General features: G+C 40.3%; 18 protein-coding genes and 2 CRISPR repeat arrays. Of the genes, 11 read left to right on the forward strand and 7 right to left on the reverse strand.

Translation table 11 applies throughout. The annotated features are described in order from the left end of the window. Nucleotides 1–57: 57 nt before the first annotated feature. The 8 genes from H4K34_RS16550 (at nt 58) to H4K34_RS16585 (ending at nt 10,335) form a co-directional block, all read left to right on the forward strand. The gene (locus tag H4K34_RS16550) at nt 58–456 is read left to right on the forward strand and encodes an HU family DNA-binding protein (protein WP_210758498.1); all 399 of its coding nucleotides are present in this window, start codon (nt 58–60) and stop codon (nt 454–456) included. A gap of 609 nt (nt 457–1,065) precedes the next feature. Further along, nucleotides 1,066–1,668, forward strand: a complete 603-nt coding sequence (locus H4K34_RS16555) for a hypothetical protein (RefSeq protein WP_210758499.1) — start codon at nt 1,066–1,068, stop codon at nt 1,666–1,668. 77 nt (nt 1,669–1,745) lie between these two features. Then, complete coding sequence (locus H4K34_RS16560; protein WP_210758500.1) at nt 1,746–2,801, forward strand: hypothetical protein; 1,056 nt, start codon at nt 1,746–1,748, stop codon at nt 2,799–2,801. After that, nucleotides 2,801–4,363: a lipase family protein gene (locus tag H4K34_RS16565; protein ID WP_210758501.1), complete on the forward strand. Its 1,563-nt coding sequence runs from the start codon at nt 2,801–2,803 to the stop codon at nt 4,361–4,363. Before H4K34_RS16560 ends, H4K34_RS16565 begins: the two co-directional genes overlap by 1 nt. Next, nucleotides 4,353–5,582: an outer membrane protein assembly factor BamB family protein gene (locus tag H4K34_RS16570; protein ID WP_210758502.1), complete on the forward strand. Its 1,230-nt coding sequence runs from the start codon at nt 4,353–4,355 to the stop codon at nt 5,580–5,582. The genes H4K34_RS16565 and H4K34_RS16570 overlap by 11 nt, the downstream gene beginning before the upstream one ends. Nucleotides 5,583–5,994: 412 nt before the next feature. Then, nucleotides 5,995–7,236 (forward strand): outer membrane protein assembly factor BamB family protein, encoded by a 1,242-nt coding sequence (locus tag H4K34_RS16575; RefSeq protein ID WP_210758503.1) that lies wholly within the window; start codon nt 5,995–5,997, stop codon nt 7,234–7,236. A gap of 315 nt (nt 7,237–7,551) precedes the next feature. Further along, complete coding sequence (locus tag H4K34_RS16580) at nt 7,552–8,796, forward strand: outer membrane protein assembly factor BamB family protein (RefSeq protein WP_210758504.1); 1,245 nt, start codon at nt 7,552–7,554, stop codon at nt 8,794–8,796. Between the two features lie 297 nt (nt 8,797–9,093). Beyond that, nucleotides 9,094–10,335, forward strand: a complete 1,242-nt coding sequence (locus H4K34_RS16585; protein ID WP_210758505.1) for an outer membrane protein assembly factor BamB family protein — start codon at nt 9,094–9,096, stop codon at nt 10,333–10,335. A gap of 210 nt (nt 10,336–10,545) precedes the next feature. Here H4K34_RS16585 and H4K34_RS16590 read toward each other — a convergent pair whose 3' ends face one another. Then, the gene (locus H4K34_RS16590; protein ID WP_246452143.1) at nt 10,546–10,860 is read right to left on the reverse strand and encodes a helix-turn-helix domain-containing protein; all 315 of its coding nucleotides are present in this window, start codon (nt 10,858–10,860) and stop codon (nt 10,546–10,548) included. Between H4K34_RS16590 and H4K34_RS18215 the strand changes: the two genes are divergently transcribed. Beyond that, nucleotides 10,822–11,007 carry a SymE family type I addiction module toxin gene (locus H4K34_RS18215; protein ID WP_210758506.1) on the forward strand — a complete coding sequence of 62 codons (186 nt, stop codon included), beginning with the start codon at nt 10,822–10,824 and terminating at the stop codon, nt 11,005–11,007. The two genes, H4K34_RS16590 and H4K34_RS18215, sit on opposite strands and share 39 nt — an antisense overlap. 359 nt (nt 11,008–11,366) lie before the next feature. After that, nucleotides 11,367–13,261: direct repeats of the CRISPR family, unit length 47 nt; unit sequence GTTGTGATTAGCTTTCAAATTGAATTGTAACTTAGTTCTGTCACAGG. Between the two features lie 54 nt (nt 13,262–13,315). Here the strand turns inward: H4K34_RS18215 and H4K34_RS16600 are convergent. From H4K34_RS16600 to H4K34_RS16625, 6 genes are all read right to left on the reverse strand, one after another. Beyond that, complete coding sequence (locus H4K34_RS16600) at nt 13,316–14,101, reverse strand: IS3 family transposase (RefSeq protein WP_210760513.1); 786 nt, start codon at nt 14,099–14,101, stop codon at nt 13,316–13,318. 32 nt (nt 14,102–14,133) lie between these two features. Further along, complete coding sequence (locus H4K34_RS16605; RefSeq protein ID WP_210757338.1) at nt 14,134–14,400, reverse strand: transposase; 267 nt, start codon at nt 14,398–14,400, stop codon at nt 14,134–14,136. Between the two features lie 77 nt (nt 14,401–14,477). Next, nucleotides 14,478–16,063: a CRISPR direct-repeat array (repeat unit 47 nt; unit sequence GTTGTGATTAGCTTTCAAATTGAATTGTAACTTAGTTCTGTCACAGG). 64 nt (nt 16,064–16,127) lie between these two features. After that, complete coding sequence (gene cas2, locus H4K34_RS16610; RefSeq protein WP_210758507.1) at nt 16,128–16,469, reverse strand: CRISPR-associated endonuclease Cas2; 342 nt, start codon at nt 16,467–16,469, stop codon at nt 16,128–16,130. After that, the gene (gene cas1, locus H4K34_RS16615; protein WP_210758508.1) at nt 16,447–17,382 is read right to left on the reverse strand and encodes a type II CRISPR-associated endonuclease Cas1; all 936 of its coding nucleotides are present in this window, start codon (nt 17,380–17,382) and stop codon (nt 16,447–16,449) included. Before cas1 ends, cas2 begins: the two co-directional genes overlap by 23 nt. After that, nucleotides 17,379–21,470, reverse strand: coding sequence for a type II CRISPR RNA-guided endonuclease Cas9 (gene cas9 / locus H4K34_RS16620; protein ID WP_210758509.1), 4,092 nt, complete (start codon nt 21,468–21,470; stop codon nt 17,379–17,381). The genes cas1 and cas9 overlap by 4 nt, the downstream gene beginning before the upstream one ends. Nucleotides 21,471–21,688: 218 nt before the next feature. Next, nucleotides 21,689–22,567: an HNH endonuclease gene (locus tag H4K34_RS16625; RefSeq protein WP_210758510.1), complete on the reverse strand. Its 879-nt coding sequence runs from the start codon at nt 22,565–22,567 to the stop codon at nt 21,689–21,691. 314 nt (nt 22,568–22,881) lie between these two features. Between H4K34_RS16625 and H4K34_RS16630 the strand changes: the two genes are divergently transcribed. Together H4K34_RS16630 and H4K34_RS16635 are read left to right on the forward strand one after the other, a co-directional pair. Beyond that, nucleotides 22,882–23,262 carry a hypothetical protein gene (locus tag H4K34_RS16630; protein WP_210758511.1) on the forward strand — a complete coding sequence of 127 codons (381 nt, stop codon included), beginning with the start codon at nt 22,882–22,884 and terminating at the stop codon, nt 23,260–23,262. 542 nt (nt 23,263–23,804) lie between these two features. Continuing rightward, nucleotides 23,805–24,602 (forward strand): HipA family kinase, encoded by a 798-nt coding sequence (locus tag H4K34_RS16635; RefSeq protein WP_210758512.1) that lies wholly within the window; start codon nt 23,805–23,807, stop codon nt 24,600–24,602. Nucleotides 24,603–24,612 lie beyond the last annotated feature (10 nt).

Below are 24,612 nucleotides of genomic sequence, written 5' to 3' on the forward strand. Positions count from 1 at the left end.
GCTGTTGAGTACTCAAATAGATCAGCTTAAAATGTTTAACCTATAATACGATTGATTATGTCTGTTCAATTTAAAGTGATTCAGAGAAAGAATCCCCAGGATTTCAGTGCCGCTCCCTTGCATTATGCCTTAGCGGTGCGTGGTCAAAAGGTAGACCTGGATGGTTTATCGGCCTTAATTAGTGATGGTAGTACGGTGCGCCAGAATGATGTGTACGCAGTTTTAATTGGAATGGTGAATGCCATTATCCATGAATTGCAAAACGGAAGGGTGGTGCAGCTCGGTAAACTGGGCTCCTTTGCAATTTCCATTAGTGCAGAAGGGCGCCAGTCTGATGAGGAAGTTACTGCCGCTAGCATTAAGAAGTCGCGAATTTTGTACCGTCCGCAAAAAGAGTTGCAGGACATGCTTAAAACCCTCAAGTTCGAACGACAAAGTTCAGCAGCTAGCAGCTAGTCGAGGAATTTTCAGTAGAAAATAGCTTTAACCTCCGGTTCCATTTGGGGCCGGAGGTTTTTTTTGGTCCTTATTTTAAGTCAAAAACATGCTGATGTTTAGCTTCAAACATCAGCATGTTTGGTTTCATCCTTCCGCATGTTTGGCTGTAAACATCAGCATGTTTATGAAGAATTTCTGGTATGCCTCAATTCAGACTAGCGGAAACTTTTAAAGCATGAAAAATGTACAGAAGTTTTCGTAAGGAATTTCCCTGCTGGTTCTTTAGGAATATCCCTGTAATTCCTACTTGAATGGCCCCACTACTAGGGAATAAGTTTGAAATTATCTAGCTTTCAATAAATTAAACTTTTGATATTGGTGCTGCTTTGAGCGATAATAGAGACTGATTAACTATTGCTAGACTGTAAAATACTAAGGGCTCCGATTTTTAATAAGAATCTTTATCCAGTTTAAAAAATCTTAGATTTTGAATGATTTATTTTATTGAAAATACCTTGAAACCTAATATTTATTTATTGAATAAAATGAGTGGTGTCACGAGATTTTAACAAGTATAAATAGTTTAAATTAACTTGATTCCATCCCACCAAACTAAACCTTAAACCTATGGAAATCGACTATGCTAAGCTTCAAGCGGTATATGCAGCCAAGGGCTACCGCTTTTTCGATCAGGGCTCTTTTAATCTCAATCTCTTTGGCATTCGCAATGCTTCCGCGCAGGTAGATGAGTTCAATGACTGGATGGGCGTGGCTTTTCGCGATGAATGGCTCAATCCCCGTTTATTGCTTTTTAAGGCCAGTACCAAGCCTGGTTTATATTATCTCAAGCATAAGATTCTCAATGTAAATGGTACCGCCATCTTGATACCGGGGCAGTATAAGGGGGCCTGGAAATTAGGACATCACAATGGCTATGAAGCCTTGCAACAGCGCACAGAGGGCGTGTTTAAGGTGTGGCGAGATGCCGATCATGATGCACAATTTGACTATTCTGGTCCCATATATACCGATGTACAAGGCCTAAACGGACATACCACCAGCTTTCGCAGCGAGGTAGAGCGGGTTAATCGTTACAGTGCCGGCTGTCAGGTGATTCAGGATGACCTGGACTTTAATTGCCTGATGTTGATCGTAAAGAAATCTCTGGATTATTTCTCCAATAGCTTTAGTTACACTCTTTTAGAAGAGGGGGATTGCCTATCCCTTTAAACAAAGGTTATATGAACTTCAAGCTTAGTCTAATAGCTCAATGATAAGTAAGGAACCCAAACCATAAATCAAAGACCATGAATGTAAAACGATTAATCATGGCTTCAAACTTACTTCTGTTTTGTTTTGGAGCGAAGGCCCAGGAGGCCCTACAGAATTATATTAACGATAGCACCATTGCCCGGTACCGCTATCAATCTGAGTACTATTATCGGGCAGAAATTCCTGCGGGTACTAGCATCCAAGAGATTGATCTGCTGGAAAGAGATGAGTTAAAACCTCAACAGCATAAAAGCATTATATGCATTGGCGTAAACAGTTCCAAGGAACCCTATTCTCAACAGCGAAATCTTGAAATGAGCAAATTGGAGGAGTGGATGAATCCACCTTATTTGCAATTGATGACCCCCACCGCAAGCATGGGTTTTGATTCGCTGGGAAATCAATTGTACTATTTCAAAAACAACGGAGCAGAGATAGGTTATATTGAAGAGAACACCTATTTCTACAGTACCGAAGGATTTCAGCCCCTTATGCTTTTCTTCCCCAGTAAACATGATGAATTTGTGCAGGACTTGATTAATGCTGGTGCTCACTTTACCCTTAATGCGGATAATTCCTTTAAGCTGAGCCTAAATCAAAATGAAATCCTTGTCGACCCCAATGATAAGAGTGTGGAGTTCAATTATTATGAAGAAAATAAGTACATCGAATCAAGGGTAGTGTACAGTTTATATGCCCCCTATGGTTATGTTCCCAAATATGAGCAGGTACGCACAAAACGAGTGGACCTGGATTATCCCATCACCAGGGTTGAAACCACATTGTTTAGTAATCATGTAATTGAAGACATGACAGGCCTTATTGATAAGTACACAGATCTGGCTCATATCGAAATTTATCCTAATCCCGTGGAAACGGAGTACGAAGTGCTATTGCAGGGTATTCCCGAGGCACAAGTATCTCAGGTGCAAATTCGAGATTATATGGGCAACATAATTCAAACCCATCTGAACCCCTACGTTGAGAATAATTTAATGGTACTGGATGGATCTACTTATCCTGTTGGTGCCTTAATTATTCTGGTTTACACTCAATATGGAATTTATTCTGAAACCTTAACCAAGATCTAATGAAACTAAGAAGCCTTTTTATTTTAAGCCTTTTGATGAATAGCCTCCTGGCGCAAGTGGATTATATATCCACCGACTCTTTAAGAATGATTGATTTTAATCCGGATATAAACCCTTTAGTGAATCCCGATACCGGGCAAGCAGGTTTTAAATTAGTTTTTTGGGTGCATGGTTTGGCTGGAAATCAGCATTCCTGGGGTCGCGTTCAGGAGGTTACCGAAGTGCAAATTGGTAATCCCATACCAGGCTATCCGGTTCGAAATGTAGCTGGCTACGCCTTATCCTATCAAGGAGAAGAATATCGTAGAATATTCGGTTTAGCGACTTTCGTAAACAATTCCAAGATGGGGATATGGCGAAACAACCCTTTGTATGATACGGTGCCGGTAGCTAAAAATTTTGCCATTGCGCATAGTCAGGGGGGGATTGTTTCGCGAGCCATCCGCTATCAAAATGTAAATGATACTAATGCGGCTGGAGTGCATTTAAGCCCGGCGCATTTTTCACATTTAGCCACCTTTGGTACTCCCAATGGCGGGGCCTATATTATCAATACCACTGCAACGGGTGGACCGGTGCAAGCTTGGATTGATGAAGGCTGCAGAGCTTTTGGCGCCGGCGTAGTGCAAGATTTTGTCAATTCGAAATGGTGGTTGGGTGCAATTATCACCCCGGCAATGGTAACTAGCTTTACTAATAAGGCCTGTGATGGATTTAATAAATTGGTATTTCCTATGCTGGTAAATTCTATTCGCAAACCAGTAGGAATGGATTATGCTATGGGAGCCCCTAATTTAAATGAGTTGAAAAGCTTTGCGCAGCAAGACAATATGAAGGTAGTTACCTTTTATGGAGTGGAGGAAGAGCCTGTATTTTGGCGTGTTCTTCATACTATGACCAATACAGCCGATACGGATTCCTCTAATCTTTCAGGATCCATATTGGCGACCAATCCCTTTGGATTGGTGAGTGATCAAGAGTTTGCGGATACCATTAACTATCGATACCACGATTATATATCTAAAAAGAATGCCCAAAATACCATTTCCAGGAATTACAATGTTTTTGCGGCTTATAGCTATTTTAATCCGGGTGCCTTAATATCTTTAAGAGGTTTGGCCAATAAGGCAAGTGCCAATGCACGAAATTATGATAGAGCAGCCCATTGGTTAGGGCAGGCCAATATGAATTGGAAGAGGTTCATCGGCGCCAGAAAGGATACCACGATTTTAGAGGGTTATTATTGTGAATGTTTGATAGATTTAGGTGGTACCCAAGGATATTCCTTTACGCAAACTATCGTTCAAACACCTTTGGAGTGTAATCCACCCAATGCGGTCAATTGTTTTGTTTCGCCTAAAGTAAGTCACCAGGTGATAGAAGAACCCAATGATGGGGTAGTAACCGTATCTTCTCAAATTGATTATCCGAATGCAAAAGTTCCATTAGAAATGGAAAATACCAATCATATGCAGGAAAGGAATCATGAACAAACCCGCTTGCGATTAAATGAATTGTTTAATGGCGATTTGGGAGATGAATTTAAGCTCGATGAAAAGTAAAAGAATGTTTATACTCAATAGTTTTTTCTTGGTAGGCATTTTTTTCACCAGCTGTTGTGATCGGGATGAGCCACCAAAACCTCAATCTAAGCCAGCCTATGAAATTCTTTGGCAGCGACCTATTGTGCCTGACCCTGAACTCTATTTTAGTTTGTCAATTAATCCATTTCTCTATAAGGGAATGGTAATCGTGAGTTCAGAATATACCATGGAGGGGGTAGAGAGTCCCTTGATGTTCTTGGATTCTGCCGATGGCCATATTATTGACCTTTGGTCGGATTTTATTGATGGCGCGGTCCCTTATATAAATGAAAGTGCCAGTTCGGAAGGTGAATTTTTAGTTCTGAACACTCAAAGATCGGTGGACTGTGTGAACCTTGAGACCCGCAGCCGGCAATGGGCTTCTTTAATTTCTCGTAATCACCCTTATAACTATATTTATAAAGGTTATGTTTATACAACCATACAGTATAATGGTGAAGATGGAGCAGCGGTATTGCGCAGCCCCTTATACCATGAAGATTGGCAGACAGTTTATTCCTTTATTCGTACCGATGAGTATGATCCTTTTTTCTCCGCTTTGGGATTTGGTGAAACAGAGGATGGCCATGATATTGTAGTTTGGAAAAATCGCAGTAGTTATACCAATAAAGATCAAACCGACATTTTCGCCTATGATCTCACCGCCGATTCCTTATTGTGGCGAAACCGCGATTTTAATGTGTTTGGTGGCATATTACCCCTGCAGGTAGATAATCAAAGAGTTTACGGAGCGGTGGAACGCAGGGTTTTTTGCCTTGATTTAATGACCGGGGATTCGATATGGACTAATGATTTTAGCGGAATTATCGCCCAACCACGTCTTAGTAATATTGATCAGGGGATGATGTATCTGTCCGACTACAAAGTCTATATAAAAGGGGTGGGACCGGAGCTGGTCATCTTACATAAAAGTGATGGCAGTCTGTTTAGATCGAATAATGAATTGCCTCGAGGCATTGAAGACCGGGTGACCTATTTTGAAGGCAAATTATTTATGTCTACCCAAGAATTGGTGATTGTAGACTTGCTTACGGGTGACCTTTTAAATGACCCCAATGCCATGCTTAGGACTTTTGGAAATATATACAGCAAAATAGTGATCGACCCTGATCGACGGGTAATGTATTTTCATAATGGGAGAACTTTGTTTTGCGTGAAAATACCGGAGGATTTGTGAGAAGGAGCGGGAGAGAAGATAGCTGGTAGTTGGTCTTTGGTCGCTGGTCGGACTGAGGACAAGAGATGTTGTTTTCTTCCCTAAATAGGGACTTATGGATTAAACTGCGACTGCCTGCCGGTAGGCGGGAAGGTTCGCAAAGCATCTCCTTAGACCTCTGTGAACCTCTGCGCTCTTTGTGCCTCCCTGCCTGCCGGTAGGCGGGTAGCGAAGCGGGCGGTGAATTTGGGTAGTTGGGAATTGGTCGTTTGTCGTTGGGTTTTTAACCGCAAAGAAGCAAAGGGGCTAAGGTTCGCAAAGGTTTCTCCCTGCCTGCCGGTAGGCGGGTAGCGAAGCGGGCGATGAAGCAAAATTCGACTCTGGCTTTGGACCTTTTGCTAGAACGAGTATTAGTATTTTATGAATTAGCTAAATGAAACTGATCCCTAATAATAACTCCCCTAGAATAAGTCCTTTATTCTTAGTCCTGCTTTGCCTGATGCTGGTGACTTGTAAAGATAAGGAGCCACCAAAACCTCAGTCTAAGCCAGCCTATGAAATTCTTTGGCAGCGACCCATCGTACCAGATCCCGAAATGTATTTTAGCATCTCTATCAATCCAGTTTTGTATAAAGGTATGGTGATAGTGAGTTCAGAATATACTATGGAGGGGGTAGAAAGTCCAATAATGTTCTTAGACACCGCCGATGGCCATATAATCGACCTTTGGTCCGATTATATAGATGGCGCTGTCCCTTATTTAGAAGAAAGTTCAAGTTTTCAAGGTGATTATTTGGTCTTAAACAACTTGAGATCGGTAGACTGCATCAATCTCGAGACTCGCAGTCGGCAGTGGGCCACATTAATTTCACGCAATAGTGCTCATAATTATATTTATAAGGGTTATGTCTACACAACTATAGGTTTTAATGGTGAGGATGGAGCAGCGGTATTGCGCAGCCCCTTGGATCATGAAGATTGGCAGACAGTTTATTCCTTTATTCGTACCGATGAGTATGATCCTTTTTTCTCCGCTTTGGGATTTGGTGAAACAGAGGATGGCCACGATATTGTGGTTTGGAAAAATCGCAGTAGTTATACCAATAAGAATCAAACCGACATTTTCGCTTACGATCTCACCGCCGATTCCTTATTGTGGCGAAACCGCGATTTTAATGTATTTGGCGGCATATTGCCCTTGCAGGTAGATAATCAAAGAGTTTACGGTGCCGTGGAACGCAGGGTTTTTTGTCTTGATTTATTGACTGGAGATTCAATTTGGACTAATGATTTTAGCGGAATTATCGCCCAACCACGTCTGAGTAATGTTGATCAGGGGATGATGTACCTGTCCGACTATAAAGTCTATATAAAAGGGGTGGGGCCGGAGCTGGTCATCTTACACAAAAGTGATGGTAGTCTATTTAGATCGAATAATGAATTACCCGATGGTATTGAAGATCGGGTGACCTATTTTGAAGGTAAATTATTTATATCTACCCAAGAACTAGTGATTGTAGACCTGCTTACAGGTGACCTTTTAAATAATCCCAATGACATGATTTCAACCTTTGGTTATATCCAAAGTAGGATTGTGATCGACCCAGATCGACGGGTAATGTATTTTCATAATGGGAGAACCTTGTTCTGCGTGAAAATACCGGAGGATTTGTGAGAAGGAGCGGGAGAGAAGGTAGCTGGTCTTTGGTCGTTGGTAGTTTGTTTGAGACGATAGTAGATAGACCATAGACGATAGATTTGATTGGAGTCAAAGAAGTTTGATTGGTTTTTCAAATTTTGGTGCTGTGGGTTTAACCGCACCCGCCTGCCGATAGGTAGGAAGAAGCAAAGGGGCACCTGCCTGCCAGTAGGCGGGTAGCGACGAAGGAGCGGGTGGTGAAGCAATAGCGCAGTGGGCGGTGAAGCAAAATTCGACTCAGGCTTTGGACATCTTACCAGAACGAGTAGTACTATTTTATGAATTAGCTAAATGAAACTGATCCCTAATAATAACTCCCCTAGAATAAGTCCATTATTCTTAGTCCTGCTTTGCCTGATGCTGGTGACTTGTAAAGATAAGGAGCCCCCCAAGCCCCAGCTTAAACCAGCCTATGAGATTCTTTGGCAGCGGCCCATCGTACCAGACCCTGAACTCTATTTTAGTTTGTCAATTAATCCATTTCTCTATAAGGGAATGGTAATCGTGAGTTCAGAATATACCATGGAGGGGGTAGAGAGTCCCCTGATGTTCTTGGATTCTGCCGATGGCCATATTATTGATCTTTGGTCCGATTTTATTGATGGCGCGGTACCATATATAGATGAATGTGCCAGTTCGGAAGGTGAATTTTTAGTTCTGAACACTCAAAGATCGGTGGACTGTGTGAACCTGGAGACTCGCAGCCGGCAATGGGCTTCTTTAATTTCTCGCAATCACCCCTATAACTATATCTATAAAGGTTTTGTCTATACAACTATACAGTATAATGGTGATGATGGCGCGGCGGTATTGCGCAGCCCCTTAGACCATGAAGATTGGCAGACGGTCTATCCCTTTACTCGTACCGATTTTTATCATCCTTTTTTCTCTGCTTTGGGATTTGGTGAAACAGAGGATGGACATGAAATCGTGGTTTGGAAAAATAGGAGTAGTTCAGGAGGTATAAAAAATCAAACTGACATTTTTGCCTATGATCTTACCGCCGATTCCTTAATGTGGCGAAATCGAGATTTTAATGAATTTGGCGGCATATTACCCCTGCAGGTAGATAATCAAAGAGTCTACGGAGCGGTGGAAAGCAGGGTTTTTTGCCTTGATTTAATGACCGGGGATTCGATATGGACTAATGATTTTAGTGGGATTGTATCCAAACCAAAGCTCTATAATTTTGATCAAGGGATGATGTATCTGTCGGATTATAAGGTTTATTTAAAGGGGGGAGGACCAGAGCTGGTCATCTTACATAAAAGTGATGGTAGTCTGTTTAGGACTAATGATGAATTACCCGATGGTATTGAAGACCGGGTGACCTATTTTGAAGGCAAATTATTTATGTCTACCCAAGAACTAGTGATTGTAGACCTGCTTACAGGTGACCTTTTAAATGATCCCAATGCCATGCTTAGGACTTTTGGAAATATATACAGCAAAATAGTGATCGACCCAGATCGACGGGTAATGTATTTCCATAATGGGAGAACCTTGTTTTGCGTGAAAATACCGGAGGATTTGTGAGAAGGAGCGGGAGAGAAGGTAGCTGGTAGTTGGTCTTTGGTCGCTGGTCGCTGGTCGGACTGAGGACAAGAGATGTTGTTTTCTTCCCTAAATAGGGACTTATGGATTAAACTGCGACTGCCTGCCGGTAGGCGGGAAGGTTCGCAAAGCATCTCCTTAGACCTCTTTGCACCTCTGCGCTCTTTGTGCCTCCCTGCCTGCCGGTAGGCGGGTAGCGAAGCGGGCGGTGAAGCAAAATTCGACTCTGGCTTTGGACCTCTTGCTAGAACGAGTATTAGTATTTTATGAATTAGCTAAATGAAACTGATCCCTAATAATAACTCCCCTAGAATAAGTCCTTTATTCTTAGTCCTGCTTTGCTTGTTGCTGGTGACTTGTAAAGATAAGGAGCCACCAAAACCTCAGTCTAAGCCAGCCTATGAAATTCTTTGGCAGCGGCCCATCGTACCAGACCCCGAACTCTATTTTAGTTTGTCAATTAATCCATTTCTCTATAAGGGGATGGTAATCGTGAGTTCAGAATATACCATGGAGGGGGTAGAGAGTCCCCTGATGTTCTTGGATTCTGCCGATGGCCATATTATTGATCTTTGGTCCGATTTTATTGATGGCGCGGTACCATATATAGATGAAAGTGCCAGTTCGGAAGGTGAATTTTTAGTTCTGAACACTCAAAGATCGGTGGACTGTGTGAACCTGGAGACCCGCAGCCGGCAATGGGCTTCTTTAATTTCTCGCAATCACCCCTATAACTATATCTATAAAGGTTTTGTCTATACAACTATACAGTATAATGGTGATGATGGAGCAGCGGTATTGCGCAGCCCCTTAGACCATGAAGATTGGCAGACGGTCTATCCCTTTACTCGGACCGATGAGTATGTCCCCTTTTTCTCCGCTTTGGGATTTGGTGAAACAGAGGATGGCCATGATATTGTAGTTTGGAAAAATCGCAGTAGTTATACCAATAAAGATCAAACCGACATTTTCGCCTATGATCTCACCGCCGATTCCTTATTGTGGCGAAACCGCGATTTTAATGTGTTTGGTGGCATATTACCCCTGCAGGTAGATAATCAAAGAGTTTACGGAGCGGTGGAACGCAGGGTTTTTTGCCTTGATTTAATGACCGGGGATTCGATATGGACTAATGATTTTAGCGGAATTATCGCCCAACCACGTCTTAGTAATATTGATCAGGGGATGATGTATCTGTCCGACTACAAAGTCTATATAAAAGGGGTGGGACCGGAGCTGGTCATCTTACATAAAAGTGATGGCAGTCTGTTTAGATCGAATAATGAATTGCCCGATGGTATTGAAGACCGGGTGACCTATTTTGAAGGCAAATTATTTATGTCTACCCAAGAATTGGTGATTGTAGACCTGCTTACAGGTGACCTTTTAAATGATCCCAATGCCATGCTTAGGACTTTTGGAAATATATACAGCAAAATAGTGATCGACCCTGACCGACGGGTAATGTATTTCCATAATGGGAGAACCTTGTTCTGCGTGAAAATACCGGAGGATTTGTGAGAAGGAGCGGGAGAGAAGATAGCTGGTAGTTGGTCTTTGGTCGCTGGTCGGACTGAGGACAAGAGATGTTGTTTTCTTCTATGAATGATGTGAGGCGAGTTTAACCTCGCTAACCTTTCGGTAAGCTGTGCAGTAGCCAGTTTTTATCAAAAGGTATAAGCCTAACTGAAATGTGTCAAACCTACATAAGGATAGGACAGCTTTAAGTGATTAGTCTTTTAGAAGTTCGGCCAGACTTATTTCAAGGCCTGCTGCGATTTTTAAGAGGGTTAGAACCCGTGGGTTGGTTTCAGCTTTTTCTATTTTGTGCAATTGAGTACGACCTATATCGCAATGGAAAGCAAAAGCTTTTTGATCTAAGCCTTTTATTTCGCGAAGTTCTTTGATCCTGGAACCTAAGAACTGTAGATATTTCTCATCTGATTTGTTCACTATTCCAAACTTGATCAAATCTTTTTTATATTGTGTTCGCTTTAACGAACAGATATGACTCGCAATAGAACTCTTAAAATACATGCCAAGCATCGCCAACGATCTTATGACTCTACCAAAGTACCTGAGATCCGCCTGGAAGGGAAATGGCTGGAAAGCCTAGGCTTTGAGATAGGAGGGGAGGTAAACTTGGACTTGAGGGAAGGGGAGATTAGGATAAGGTGTAAAGGAGCATTGTAGAACCGTTTTCTTCTTAATATTTTAAAGGAGGTTTTAAAAATTATTTTCCTTTAGTTTCTTATCTTTTGGTGTTAAAAAATGCAAATAGTTCTGTCACAGGGCATATCCGCAATGGAAACCACCCCCGGAAGTTGTGATTAGCTTTCAAATTGAATTGTAAATAGTTCTGTCGCAGGTTCATTATAATACGCGTGTGCGGGTGAGCGGGTTGTGATTAGCTTTCAAATTGAATTGTAAATAGTTCTGTCACAGGTTGAATGGTTAATCTCAGAGCTTGAAAGTAGTTGTGATTAGCTTTCAAATTGAATTGTAAATAGTTCTGTCACAGGAAGGCCATCTAAACGTAATATTTAACGGTGGTTGTGATTAGCTTTCAAATTGAATTGTAACTTAGTTCTGTCACAGGCCTGCGTTGCACTCTTACAAGTGATAACATGTTGTGATTAGCTTTCAAATTGAATTGTAACTTAGTTCTGTCACAGGTTTTACCTCCGTAAACTTTAACCCGGTGTAGTTGTGATTAGCTTTCAAATTGAATTGTAACTTAGTTCTGTCACAGGTCATTTGTTGGCCGTTTCCTTTTCGCACTCGTTGTGATTAGCTTTCAAATTGAATTGTAACTTAGTTCTGTCACAGGCACGTTCATCAACTTCTTCTCTAGAGATAGGTTGTGATTAGCTTTCAAATTGAATTGTAACTTAGTTCTGTCACAGGCAGATTCAATACGTTTAATTTTGTTTTCAAGTTGTGATTAGCTTTCAAATTGAATTGTAACTTAGTTCTGTCACAGGTACTTTCAGAATAACGACTACCACCACGAGGTTGTGATTAGCTTTCAAATTGAATTGTAACTTAGTTCTGTCACAGGGTACCATTTTCACTAGCCCAATGTAAACAAGTTGTGATTAGCTTTCAAATTGAATTGTAACTTAGTTCTGTCACAGGATCTGGGGGTAGATGGTGATCGTAGTGTGCGTTGTGATTAGCTTTCAAATTGAATTGTAACTTAGTTCTGTCACAGGACAAGAGTTAAAATCAAAGGTATATAAATAGTTGTGATTAGCTTTCAAATTGAATTGTAACTTAGTTCTGTCACAGGAATGATAAACACTCCTTAGTTCAGTTGCAAGTTGTGATTAGCTTTCAAATTGAATTGTAACTTAGTTCTGTCACAGGTCCTTTTGAGTGTACATAAAAGAATTGCCCGTTGTGATTAGCTTTCAAATTGAATTGTAACTTAGTTCTGTCACAGGCATCCTTTGCTTCTTGAGCAGTGTAAAAGTGTTGTGATTAGCTTTCAAATTGAATTGTAACTTAGTTCTGTCACAGGGATTTGACAAAGCTTAGAATCTCTTTGGTCGTTGTGATTAGCTTTCAAATTGAATTGTAACTTAGTTCTGTCACAGGTACTAATAAAGTCATCCGCTGTGCCGTAAAGTTGTGATTAGCTTTCAAATTGAATTGTAACTTAGTTCTGTCACAGGCTGCCCTTGAAATGATTGCCAAGCATATTGGTTGTGATTAGCTTTCAAATTGAATTGTAACTTAGTTCTGTCACAGGTTTTTTCTGTTTAATATCAGTATATTTTAAGTTGTGATTAGCTTTCAAATTGAATTGTAACTTAGTTCTGTCACAGGTGGATCCGGTACTACACTGGTGTCATACCAGTTGTGATTAGCTTTCAAATTGAATTGTAACTTAGTTCTGTCACAGGAATCGCTGCAGGTATGTCCAAACCTTGCAAGTTGTGATTAGCTTTCAAATTGAATTGTAACTTAGTTCTGTCACAGGATTGATTTTACACAAATAAACAAAAATATTGTTGTGATTAGCTTTCAAATTGAATTGTAACTTAGTTCTGTCACAGGATGCTAACAGCTGACAACCACTATTATGCTGTTGTGATTAGCTTTCAAATTGAATTGTAACTTAGTTCTGTCACAGGCGGAAAAGAACTCCTATTTTTAACGACCGGTTGTGATTAGCTTTCAAATTGAATTGTAACTTAGTTCTGTCACAGGTCTAAAAGACACAGACGAAACCCTTTGGCAGTTGTGATTAGCTTTCAAATTGAATTGTAACTTAGTTCTGTCACAGGCTACTCTAGCATCTTCTGTCACCTCGATATGTTGTGATTAGCTTTCAAATTGAATTGTAACTTAGTTCTGTCACAGGGATGCCTTTGAAAGCGCACGAGAACATTTTGTTGTGATTAGCTTTCAAATTGAATTGTAACTTAGTTCTGTCACAGGGGTGGCCCCGGATGTGTAAGTCCCCCATTATTCCAACAGGTCTAAATTATCGATTTTAGGCAATAAGCCTTTGTTTAAATTCTCTTGGAGACATGTCTCCAAGAGAAGAATGCGGATGGTTTTGATTGTAGTCTTCCATCCAATGATTGATTAACTCTTGCATCTGCGTCTTCGTTTCAAAGAGATAAGCGTTGAGCACGTCTTCTCTCAGGGTGCGGTTAAAGCGTTCACAAAAGCCATTCTGCATAGGTTTTCCTTTCTGTATTCTTAAGTGTTTTATCTGATGTCGTTTGCAAAACTTTTGAAAGGCTTCTGCCATAAACTCTGTTCCGTTATCAGTTCTTATGGTAAATGGCTTACCGTGCCACTCTATTAGCTGCTCAAATTGCTCTACTACATGTTCGGAAGGGAAACTGCTGGATACCTTGCAAGCCAAAGCTTCGCGGTTGTAGTCGTCAATAATGTTGAGCACACGCATTTTCACACCATTCTCTAAGCGGTCCTGCATGAAGTCGGCACTCCAACATAGGTTAGGAGCTAAAGGCTGCAGCAACACCTCTTTGTCAGGGTTAGGAATACGTCGCTTCCATTTCCTCTTGCGCTTGTTCATCCCCAGTTTGATGTACACCCTGCGGATACGTTTCTTGTTCCAGGCATAACCCTCTTTACGAATACGCTTGGTATAAAATGGGCAGCCACGCGCAGGATAATGCTCCGCGTACCAGCGTAGCTTTTCCTCTACCTCCTTATCGTCTCGCTTGGATATATAGTAATATCCAGAGCGCTCAAGGCTAATGATTTTACAGGCCCTGGCAGTACTGACAGCGTAATCCGCTTTAATCTGCTTTGCTAAAAACCTCTTCTGACAGAGCCCTAGAGCTTTTTTTCCACCACATCCTTAAGGATCCTGTGGTCTAAGCTCAAATCCGCATACATCTGCTTTAGCTTCGTGTTTTCTCGCTCTAACTCCTTGTACTTGCGTAGCATTGCTGAATCCATGCCCCCGTACTTCTTGCGCCAGATATAAAAAGTATTGGCGCTTATACCTAACTCCTTGCAGATATCCTGTACTTTCTTACCAGCCTCATGCTCCTTTAAAGCCTGGCTGATCTGGCTTTCACTAAATCTTGATTTTTTCATAGTCAACAGTTTAAATTTACACACTTTTAAACTGTTGGATTTTTTGGGGGACTTACAGATGGCCCAGGTGAAAGCTTGTTGTGATTAGCTTTCAAATTGAATTGTAACTTAGTTCTGTCACAGGATTCCTGTTTGGCGAAGGGTTCAATGATGAGTTGTGATTAGCTTTCAAATTGAATTGTAACTTAGTTCTGTCACAGGTGCGGCGGCTAGCGCGACGGCAGCTGAAAAGTTGTGATTAGCTTTCAAATTGAATTGTAACTTAGTTCTGTCACAGGATTAAGGGAGGTTGTTAAACAGGCCGTGCCGTTGTGATTAGCTTTCAAATTGAATTGTAACTTAGTTCTGTCACAGGTTAAAAAGGATTCAATAAGCTCTTCAGGCAGTTGTGATTAGCTTTCAAATTGAATTGTAACTTAGTTCTGTCACAGGGCCTTCGGCCCAAGCTACAGGCTCTGCCATGTTGTGATTAGCTTTCAAATTGAATTGTAACTTAGTTCTGTCACAGGTAAGAGCGTACCAGTCAATGTTACCTTTAGGTTGTGATTAGCTTTCAAATTGAATTGTAACTTAGTTCTGTCACAGGGGATTAATATTGTAAATCCCGTTTGGATCAGTTGTGATTAGCTTTCAAATTGAATTGTAACTTAGTTCTGTCACAGGCATAATGAGCGCATTAAGCTCATTCAGGGTGTTGTGATTAGCTTTCAAATTGAATTGTAACTTAGTTCTGTCACAGGGCCTCAATCATACTGCTGAAGGGATTATAAGTTGTGATTAGCTTTCAAATTGAATTGTAACTTAGTTCTGTCACAGGTACACTATTCTCTAAGCGCGCCTGGTTTTGGTTGTGATTAGCTTTCAAATTGAATTGTAACTTAGTTCTGTCACAGGGCTCGCCTAAAATGTCCGCCGTGCTCAATGGTTGTGATTAGCTTTCAAATTGAATTGTAACTTAGTTCTGTCACAGGTATTCATATCCCCTTCAGTGGCGGCCATATGTTGTGATTAGCTTTCAAATTGAATTGTAACTTAGTTCTGTCACAGGAAAATTGCGCATCACCTGCGTATTTCTGAGGTTGTGATTAGCTTTCAAATTGAATTGTAACTTAGTTCTGTCACAGGCTTTCAGAAGCACATTAAGCAAGGACAAATGTTGTGATTAGCTTTCAAATTGAATTGTAACTTAGTTCTGTCACAGGACTTCCTCGGTTTGCCCCTTGAAGCTAAAAGTTGTGATTAGCTTTCAAATTGAATTGTAACTTAGTTCTGTCACAGGGGCCGTTGCCGCTGGGCTCATTACTTAAGGGTTGTGATTAGCTTTCAAATTGAATTGTAACTTAGTTCTGTCACAGGTTACGCGCTCATAGGGGCCTATCGGTGCAAGTTGTGATTAGCTTTCAAATTGAATTGTAACTTAGTTCTGTCACAGGTAATATTTGGAAATAGGCGAATTAGTGATGGTTGTGATTAGCTTTCAAATTGAATTGTAACTTAGTTCTGTCACAGGAGCACTCCCTTGCGGCGCTACATTCAGTATGTTGTGATTAGCTTTCAAATTGAATTGTAACTTAGTTCTGTCACAGGTAATTGATTCGTTTTGTCTTACAAATGTAGTTGTGATTAGCTTTCAAATTGAATTGTAACTTAGTTCTGTCACAGGGTACTGTGACGGACTAGGTTGACAATCAGGCGGGTAGGCTCCGATTTTGGAATTGAAAAATGACCTAGAATAGCTCCAATTGCTGCGGGGTATCTGGTTTTTCTATTTCTGATTTACCACGAAAAAATTCCATCATGCCAAACTGTTTATCTGTAAGAGAAAATAGTATCACTTCCCCCTTGGGCGGTAAGAAGCTTTTTACCCTTTTTATGTGAACATTAGCATTATCTCGACTGGAGCAATGTCGTGTATAAATCGAATATTGCATCATCGTAAACCCATCCTTTAGAAGGTTTTTTCTAAAAAGCGCACCTTGCCTTCGGTCTCTTTTTGTATCAGTCGGTAGGTCATAGTGCACAAATACCCACATGATGCGATAAGCATTAAACTGATCGTGGCTTAACATTGCCAATTTGTATTTTAGGGTAAGCTATTTTGCGACGTTCACCTTCATAACATTGCATTAAGCTGGCCGTTGTTCGCTGCATTCCTACCATTAATGGACTTTTCATATCGTCAATGTAAACATCGATTGTAGGCAAGGCTAGGAGCTCCCTCTTTATTGCTGGGCTTAAAACCTCAATATCTTTAGTATCAAAATTCTCAACAATGTCAAGAACTAATAAGTCCACAAATGGTCGATAGGGTTCCATGATATCATCCGCAAGGCAAAAAGGATTGTATTTATTGCGATGATGAATGCCTACTGCAGGAAGCATTCCACTCGCAACTAAGCTTCGTGCGACAATGGCACGCAAAATGGCGTAACCATAGTTCAAGAGATTATTGGGAACATCTTCATATCGACCTCTCCTAAAAGGGAAATCGGACTCGATTAGCTTTACCCAATAATTCGCTGCTGCACGTCCTTCATAATTATCAGGATCCCCACTTCGAACCTTAGAAGCCCAGTTTTCCATATTGCTGGCCTCTTTTCCTATACCCTTAAGGACCTGTGCTTGATTCTCAATTTTTGATTTTACGGTCTGTTGCCAAAGGTTTTTTCGCAAGGGTTCTGATGATTCTAATTGAAAGCGCAATTTCTCTGTGAAGGTATGATTAGCGCTCATTGGCATAAAGAGACCCGCCGGTAAATGATGGCTGTCGCAGCTAAGTATAGCTGCATTATGATCAATTAGATCTGCTAAAAGAGCCTGTGAAATAGTGATCCTCGGATGGTCCAGGATTAAAATTCCAATATCTTCAATAGGAATTGTTTTGGCTGATTTCCCCTCTTCTGATGGGAAATCTACTTTGAGTTGCAGCTTTTCTTTATGTAAGTAAGCCGGGTTACCGAAGTATAAGGTTCGCTTAATCAATACTCTCCAACTTGAACAATTTCACCTAAATAATTAACTCGCACTTTTACAATTTGCTTTAGTGGTTCTAAGCTTTTTATCTTTTTATAGGTAATGTTTTGTAATGCTTTATTCGTTTCAACTAGCGTTTCAAGATGGTGACGGAAAACATATTCCCGAATAATGGCAGTGCCATATGCTAAGCGTGAAACTGCTTGAACACGATAAAGATTTGGGCTTATTATCGAATAATTTTCAGGATCCCTTAAATCTATTTCTAGAGGATCAAATCCTTCAGCAGGGAATACGAAGTATTCATTTTTCTTTAGAGTGAACTTCAGTGGGTGCCCAAGGCTATTTGGATTCCAAACTACTGTTTTATCCTGCTTGTACCGCTGCACTGCTTCGTAGAAAGACACTACTTCATCATAAAGGTTTCCTTCAGAATCCTCATAAATGGCCGCATGGTGATTATTGCCTGTACTCACATAACTAGTTGGTATTTCCTTACCTTGATCATCTAAGATCAGCTCTCCATCTATTCCTCTTTTACGATGCAAGGCTTCCGCGTTTTTTACCCCACTAATCTTTACACTTTTTATCGAAATTCGTTTTTCCTCATTTAGCCATATGGGATTTTCTTCCAGATCGGAGAAAGCTGTTTTAGCATCATTAGATTCTTCGAGCCTTTTTTCTAATGCCCTCCGAGCTCCGGCGTCAATTATTTTTTCTAAACTCTTAACATTTTTAAAGTTCTCAGGGTTTACATCTTTACGAATGCTAAACTCCTCTTCCAGATAGCTGATCTTTACTTTAGAAGGTAAAGTTTCTATCCCCCCCTTAAAAAGGATGGGCTTTTTAGATGGGCTATTCTTGCCTGAAAATGCCTTCTTTGGGTCATTGTCATTTTCCTCTAATCTTAATAGTAAGGCTTCGCGATGTCCTTTATTGGCAACTTTTAATATGGTTTCTAAGTCTAAACTGGCATTAATCGGAATCAACTTAGTTTTATACCTTTTTAAACTTCCATATATAGTTTCATTGTGCAATTGGCCACGGGGAGTTTCAATGATCTGTTTGCGGAATTTTCCTGACCCAATCTTAATCTTATTGACGTTTAAGGTTACCACTTTGTTATTGGCTTTCCTCGAAACGAGAATCTCTTCAAGGTGCTTTTTAGCTTCATTCCTAAAGCCTGGCATCGGTGACTTAAACCGCCATTTATTGGCATCATCCTTAAAGAGTTCTTTGGACTGAATACCGAAAACCTCCTTGCCAATTTGGTCATGACGATCTCTGGCATTTAGGTAATTCAGATATTGTATAAAACTTGGTTTGGTAAAAGCCACCGTCAGGGCGTCCATAGCATGATGTCGATGATCATTCCGCTTATTCCAATCCCTAATTTTCCTGTGTTTTTTGCCAGTTTTATCAACTATTTCTTCCGTTAACCCCAATGACTGATATTTATTCCAATTGAGTTCCTTCATAACGTCTACTAAGCCCCAATCTGTTCTCAAACGATCAGTTATTGGCCCAATGGTAGTGCTTACTTTAAGGCTTATTTGTTGAAGAATCTCTTTAGCTTTTCGCGCGATATATTGACTTTCCTGTAATTGTCTCTTTATGAAGTCTTCAGGGATGTCAGCGCTGTCCCAGCTGAGTTTTAAAAATTTAGTTTTGCTAATACCTTCTTTTTTAGCTTTTAAATCTTCAATTCTCTTCAGGTAGCTTGCAAAATCATCGGCACTGAGCTTTACTTCTAAGAATTCCTTGGCCGTTTTATTGCCCTTTTCTTCATTCCAAGCTCTTTCACAAAGTACTTTATTACTATACGAGTCGTCAAATAGTTTAGAGCGGGGGATAATATGGTCGATATCATATTTATTACCGAACAATTCGGATTTGGGAATAATTTCGCCTGAGTATATTGAAACATAGCCACACTCCTCCCAAAGTTTATAGCGAATAATATCGTTCTTGGACACTTTTTGAATTCCAAACTCAGAACTTAAGAGTTTACGTATACGATCATTATTTGCCGTTGCATCGGCAATTCCTTTGGTCATATCACGTCTTTGCTCTGCATTCTTTTTTAACTCTCGCGCCAATTCTATCCGTATTTCATCCGGACGTCCCATTTCAGGATGCTTGAGAATTGCATTAATTAGATTGATTACTTGATTAAGTACTTTTTCAACCACTGGATTTCGAAGGGCACCTAACTTAAGGAGCTCTAATTCTTCAATAATTTCTGGTTTGATTTTTTGGTAACCAATTAAAGCTAAGGATTCAGATAAATCATTACCCTCTTGCATAAGGGGAAGTAATTTTCGAATCGCTCTACTGCTGTACCGCCCGTAGTCGGATTCAAAACTAATATTGGCTAAAATGGCAGAGGCAGATTCATTAAAACCGTATTTATTGGCTAAAACATCTTTAAGCTTGCGATCATCTTCTGCAGAATAGAGGAGGTGCCAAAGTTGGAAATTCGGATGTTTGTCAAATCCTTCATCCTTAAAAGGAATATCAAATTCTAAAACCTGAGTGTCAAAATTTAAGGAGGAGAAAATTGCTTTAAGATCTATAAGAAGAGTTTCAGAATCGGGATTTAATTCATATCCTTCGTGCTCCACAATTCTTAAAAAGGCGGACAACATTTTACAATTCGTCCTATTCCCTTCTATTTTGCTGAAATTACACTTCCAGCCTTTTTCTAGCTTTAGTTCTTTTACCAGTTCAGCTCCTGAGATTTGCTCTTTAAAACTAAGTTTATGCCCTAGAATATTCAATTGCTCTTCATTCAATACGTATTCCCCTTCATTAGTTTTAGAGAGCCTGATGTTCAAAAGGTTATGCCAAATTCTAAATTCTTGAAAGAGGGGAGAGGACTTTGGTATTGCTTTATGATATTTCTCTAGCTCGCAATCTGTAATTAAGTGCTTTTGGGATTTGAGTCTTCTCTGATAAAAAACTACAGTATCTCGTATTTCAGTCTTTAATTTTTTAGTCAATATAGGATGTGCTTTTGCTTGTACCTCCCATATTTTCTCAAATTCATCTAAATAATCCTGGCGGTAAAAAACTTGTTTTTTTAATTGTGCATGTGGGTTATTTGCCACTTGCTCATAGAGATACTGACCGACCGTTATCCGTTTGAAATAGAGTTCTTTACTCCGATCACTAATTGCACCTAAATAGCCACTTGAATTAGAAATATCACCATTTATTTCAGCGAATACATGAATCAGATCTTCTAGGGGAAGTTTTTCATGTATCGCTTTTGCTCGTAAACGATATTTCGCTTCCTTTTTTTCCTTTGGATTACCTACAAGCTTGGACGAGTCCGTTTGTAATTGATTGAGGAAATATTTTGTCGTTTGAGATCTGCTAAAATTATTTAAGTCATTAAGAACCTTCGCAGTCAATACTTCAGGATAATGAGTGCTTTGATACTTCCAAATGCTTTCAAATTCGGCTCTTAAATCTGAAGGGTAAAACTTAGGAATGGTTGTTTTTCCGTTTTCAATTAGTTGGACCACATATTCTCCAGGGCTTAAATTGTGATCATATAACTGCTTTGCAATTCCCATTGAATCAATAGCAGCACCTTCTTCTTCATTCTTAGCTTTCCGACTGCTTTTGTATCCTCTCTTTTTGTTGATCATAAGAAGAACTCGAGCAAATTCCTCTAATTCAATTCGATCTTCAGCTGCCTTTGCTCTCAATCTAAGTGTTTCGAATGTAGAATTCTTAGTAGCTTCAAAGAGGGCGGTTATATCGGTAATAAGGCCATTTTCTTTTAATATCGCTACTAAATTTTCTCTTCGCAGTTTGTAGCGTTGCAAATTTCGGCGCATACCTCTCATTTGGGTCCGCCTAGCATTAAGAGAAAGTGCCATACCTTTTTCAAAGTCCTTAATTGGCTCCTTAGAAGTAGAAATATTTCCTAAGGCATCTTTTTTCACCATATTGTCGCCATAAGGCACAACTCGAACTCCAAGCTTTACAATTTTTGATAATCCTTTTGGATCATTGTTTTCAGCTTCATTTACAAATGCCCAGCCAATGCTGCCAGAGCCAATATCAAGTCCAAGAATTTTTTTCATGTGATAATATTTAGGTTAAGGTATAGGGTAAAAGGAGCTTTAATCTTATTTAAAAATAGTAATTGATGCTTGTTTTTTGGAATTCCCAAAGTGTTCAATTGCGACTTGGACTCAATTTTTTAAATCAAAATTTGTATGTTTGAAGTCAATTTGAAGCTAATCACAATAAAGATTATTCTGTTGTGAAAACATCTAAAGCGGCCCTAGGGTCGCTTTTTTTAGTTTGAATCAAGAGGATTTTGGCATTGAATTTTTTCTTTCAATGAATCTGTACTATTGTAGCTTCCATCTTCCAATTTGCGATGTAGCATTCTATGGCAATTGGAACAAACTAGGGCCAAGTCTTCAGCTTTGGTGATCCTTTCACCATCCGCAATGTGTTTTTTATGATGACATTCAATAAAATTGGCCCCGATTGGTCCATAAAATTCCAAAAAGTCAAAAGAGCAACATTCGCATTGCAATTTCCCATGTTTCTTAAGTGTTTGTTCTTTTAGTTTTTGAACTATCGACGCATCACGTCGACTTAATTCTAATTGAATATGCTCTTTAATAATTCTGTCCCCTTCTACTACACCAAAATCTTCTAAGGCTTCGGGGGTAATCCTTAAGTCCTCATCGGACTTTATACATAGATGATCACTAAATAGTCGCCAGAGATCTTCCTGCGTTTGTGCTTGATCCCACCCTCTGTCATTTTCAAGATTGATTATTGGATTTGTTAGTCCCCGATTAGGCTTAAAAAAATTGTAGTAACCTGGATTCGAAATGGCGTAAATTGGATTTGCTTTTGCAATTAATTGAACTTCTCTACACCATCTATGATCAGGCCTATCTGGATCTTCTATTACCTTTTCCGAAATAGGACTAACCAGATGTGTTAGGTGAACTAGATAATTCTTACGGCCATTAATTTTATTAGGCTTTTGAAACAAAACAATAATGTCACCAACATTTGGAGTACGAGCACTACCTCCTTTAGCACTAGGCCAGTTTAATAGAAATGGTTTCTTGCAATCTACCTCTTCATAAGCCCAATCATTTCCTTGATTTCGTTTGACATTTTTAATCCAAACTATGTTTTTAGCATTATACATGTATTAGGTTTTTTTATTGAGTTTAAAGCAAATTAAATCAGGAATTTAGGGTTTTATGAGCTGGTAATTGAGGTAGAAGCTGTAAAATGGGGGTTTTTCCTGTTTTTTAATGTACACCCAGGAAATCTTGGAAAAAACTAGCCTTATTTGATGAATAGATTTAGACCTCTATGGTTCTTATAAATTTTAGACTTGATTTAGAACAGAAAATACTTCAATGCACGCAAGCTTTCTGTTCAAATTATTCCGATCTCAAGCATAATGGAATCCAGCCTGATTTTACAAAGGACTATGTACAGGCCCTTGGTACGCTCATGGAATCCTTTCGACTGGAGTATTGTCCCAGTACTAAAAATGCCGAATGGCTCTATGATTTTGTTGCTTATTCCTTAGATGAACATGGGGAATTGGAAAGGGTTGTCCTTTGTTTGGAAAGTGAAGTAAGCGACCGAAAGCTAGAAGGTATCCGTTACGATTTTCAAAAGCTGTTGCTCTGCAATGCACCCATAAGGGTAATGTTAACGGTGGTAAAAGATTCGGAGGAAAATACCCTAAATGGTTTATTCCAAAGTTTTCAAAACTGGATTGAGGCTTGCGAAAACCCCAAACCGGGAGATCGTTTTCTTATTCTATTATGGGATGATTGTGATACCGGGGAGGTACATCATCGGGTATTGCTTAAGGGGGGAGTTTGAGACGATAGTAACTACTATAGACGATAGATTTGATTGAATTGGTAGCTGGTAGTTAGTCGTTGGTAGTTTGTTTGAGACGATAGATTTGATTAGAGCCAAAGAAGTAGGATTGGTCTTTCAAATTATGGTGCAGCGGGTTTAACCGCACCCGCCTGCCGATAGGTAGGAAGACGCGAAGAAGCACCTGCCTGCCGGTAGGCGGGAAGGATCGCAAAGTTCCTTTGAGTAACGCTGTGTAACGCTGCGTAACTCTGCGCTCTTTGTACCTCCCTGCCTGCCGGTAGGCGGGGAGCGACGAAGGAGCGGGCGGTGAGGCAATAGCGCAGCGGGCGGTGAATCTAACCGCAAAGATGCGAAGGGGCAAAGGTTCGCAAAGTTTCTCTGTAAACCTCCGCGTCCTTTGTGCCTCTAGCGACAAAGGAGCGGGCGGTGAGGCAATAGCACAGCGGGCGGTGAAGCAAATCGTAAATCTTCCTTCTTTTTAAAGATGATTCCCGGAGAAAGGCTAATTTCCGAATTGCAAGCCTAAGGTTTTTTGGAAAATGGAAATACGGTCCAGTCTTCAGCTTATTGAAAAAAGAGCTACCCATAGCTGGCCTATTTTACTATTGGCCTCGGACTTTTCGCGGTACTGGACCAAATTCCCTTCTCCACGAACGGATACCATCGACCTGATCTATGAATACACCGCTAAAATAGTAGGGGATCACTTTGGGCTGCCCATTCCCCCCGTAGCTTTAATTAAGGCCGAGGCGGGTTCTTTTCGCGAGCGAGATTATCCCTGGCTTAAAGTCGGATCGCTAGGTTTTGGCTCCCAGGAAGTCCTTCAAAATGATGCGCTGAGTCAACATAGCGCCTTGATACGAAGCAAGCATGACTTTAACTGTATTCAAAATCCACTGGATTTAATTCGTATTGCCATTTTCGACCTGCATATGGCCAATACCGATCGATCTGATGCCAATTTTAACCTACTCCTAAAAAGGGGCTCGGGAGATCAAATAATAGCGATTGACCATGCCCAAATTTTTAAGGGTCCTAATTATAAAAATGACTTTAAGGCAGTGCCAGAAACTTCGATCGGCAATTCTGTGCTGCGTACGAATTACGGGCATTCCATTTTAAAGTATATAGATCAAAGTTATTTTAAAGCCGTACTGCAGGATTATGAAAACCGACTGCCTTCCTTGGCCCCCAAATTGGCCCGTCTTAAGCAATCTATTCCTGAAGAATGGGCATTAAGCCCAGAACTGCACCAGCGAATTAGCGAATTTCTGCTAAATGAAGAGCGATGGGATTCGATAGCCCGCGCCTTTCGTAGATTTTTTGGATTTTTGTAAATACTAAGGC

The organism is Croceimicrobium hydrocarbonivorans, assembly GCF_014524565.1.
Lineage (GTDB): Bacteria > Bacteroidota > Bacteroidia > Flavobacteriales > Schleiferiaceae > Croceimicrobium > Croceimicrobium hydrocarbonivorans.

Excerpts from the sequence above, each read along its gene's own strand:
- H4K34_RS16550 (WP_210758498.1), top strand. The coding sequence starts at position 58 with ATGTCTGTTCAATTTAAAGTGATTCAGAGAAAGAATCCCCAGGATTTC.
- H4K34_RS16555 (WP_210758499.1), top strand. The coding sequence starts at position 1,066 with ATGGAAATCGACTATGCTAAGCTTCAAGCGGTATATGCAGCCAAGGGC.
- H4K34_RS16560 (WP_210758500.1), top strand. The coding sequence starts at position 1,746 with ATGAATGTAAAACGATTAATCATGGCTTCAAACTTACTTCTGTTTTGT.
- H4K34_RS16565 (WP_210758501.1), top strand. The coding sequence starts at position 2,801 with ATGAAACTAAGAAGCCTTTTTATTTTAAGCCTTTTGATGAATAGCCTC.
- H4K34_RS16570 (WP_210758502.1), top strand. The coding sequence starts at position 4,353 with ATGAAAAGTAAAAGAATGTTTATACTCAATAGTTTTTTCTTGGTAGGC.
- H4K34_RS16575 (WP_210758503.1), top strand. The coding sequence starts at position 5,995 with ATGAAACTGATCCCTAATAATAACTCCCCTAGAATAAGTCCTTTATTC.
- H4K34_RS16580 (WP_210758504.1), top strand. The coding sequence starts at position 7,552 with ATGAAACTGATCCCTAATAATAACTCCCCTAGAATAAGTCCATTATTC.
- H4K34_RS16585 (WP_210758505.1), top strand. The coding sequence starts at position 9,094 with ATGAAACTGATCCCTAATAATAACTCCCCTAGAATAAGTCCTTTATTC.
- H4K34_RS18215 (WP_210758506.1), top strand. The coding sequence starts at position 10,822 with ATGACTCGCAATAGAACTCTTAAAATACATGCCAAGCATCGCCAACGA.
- H4K34_RS16590 (WP_246452143.1), bottom strand. The coding sequence starts at position 10,860 with ATGCTTGGCATGTATTTTAAGAGTTCTATTGCGAGTCATATCTGTTCG.
- H4K34_RS16605 (WP_210757338.1), bottom strand. The coding sequence starts at position 14,400 with ATGAAAAAATCAAGATTTAGTGAAAGCCAGATCAGCCAGGCTTTAAAG.
- cas2 (WP_210758507.1), bottom strand. The coding sequence starts at position 16,469 with ATGTTAAGCCACGATCAGTTTAATGCTTATCGCATCATGTGGGTATTT.
- cas9 (WP_210758509.1), bottom strand. The coding sequence starts at position 21,470 with ATGAAAAAAATTCTTGGACTTGATATTGGCTCTGGCAGCATTGGCTGG.
- H4K34_RS16625 (WP_210758510.1), bottom strand. The coding sequence starts at position 22,567 with ATGTATAATGCTAAAAACATAGTTTGGATTAAAAATGTCAAACGAAAT.
- H4K34_RS16630 (WP_210758511.1), top strand. The coding sequence starts at position 22,882 with ATGGAATCCTTTCGACTGGAGTATTGTCCCAGTACTAAAAATGCCGAA.
- H4K34_RS16635 (WP_210758512.1), top strand. The coding sequence starts at position 23,805 with ATGGAAATACGGTCCAGTCTTCAGCTTATTGAAAAAAGAGCTACCCAT.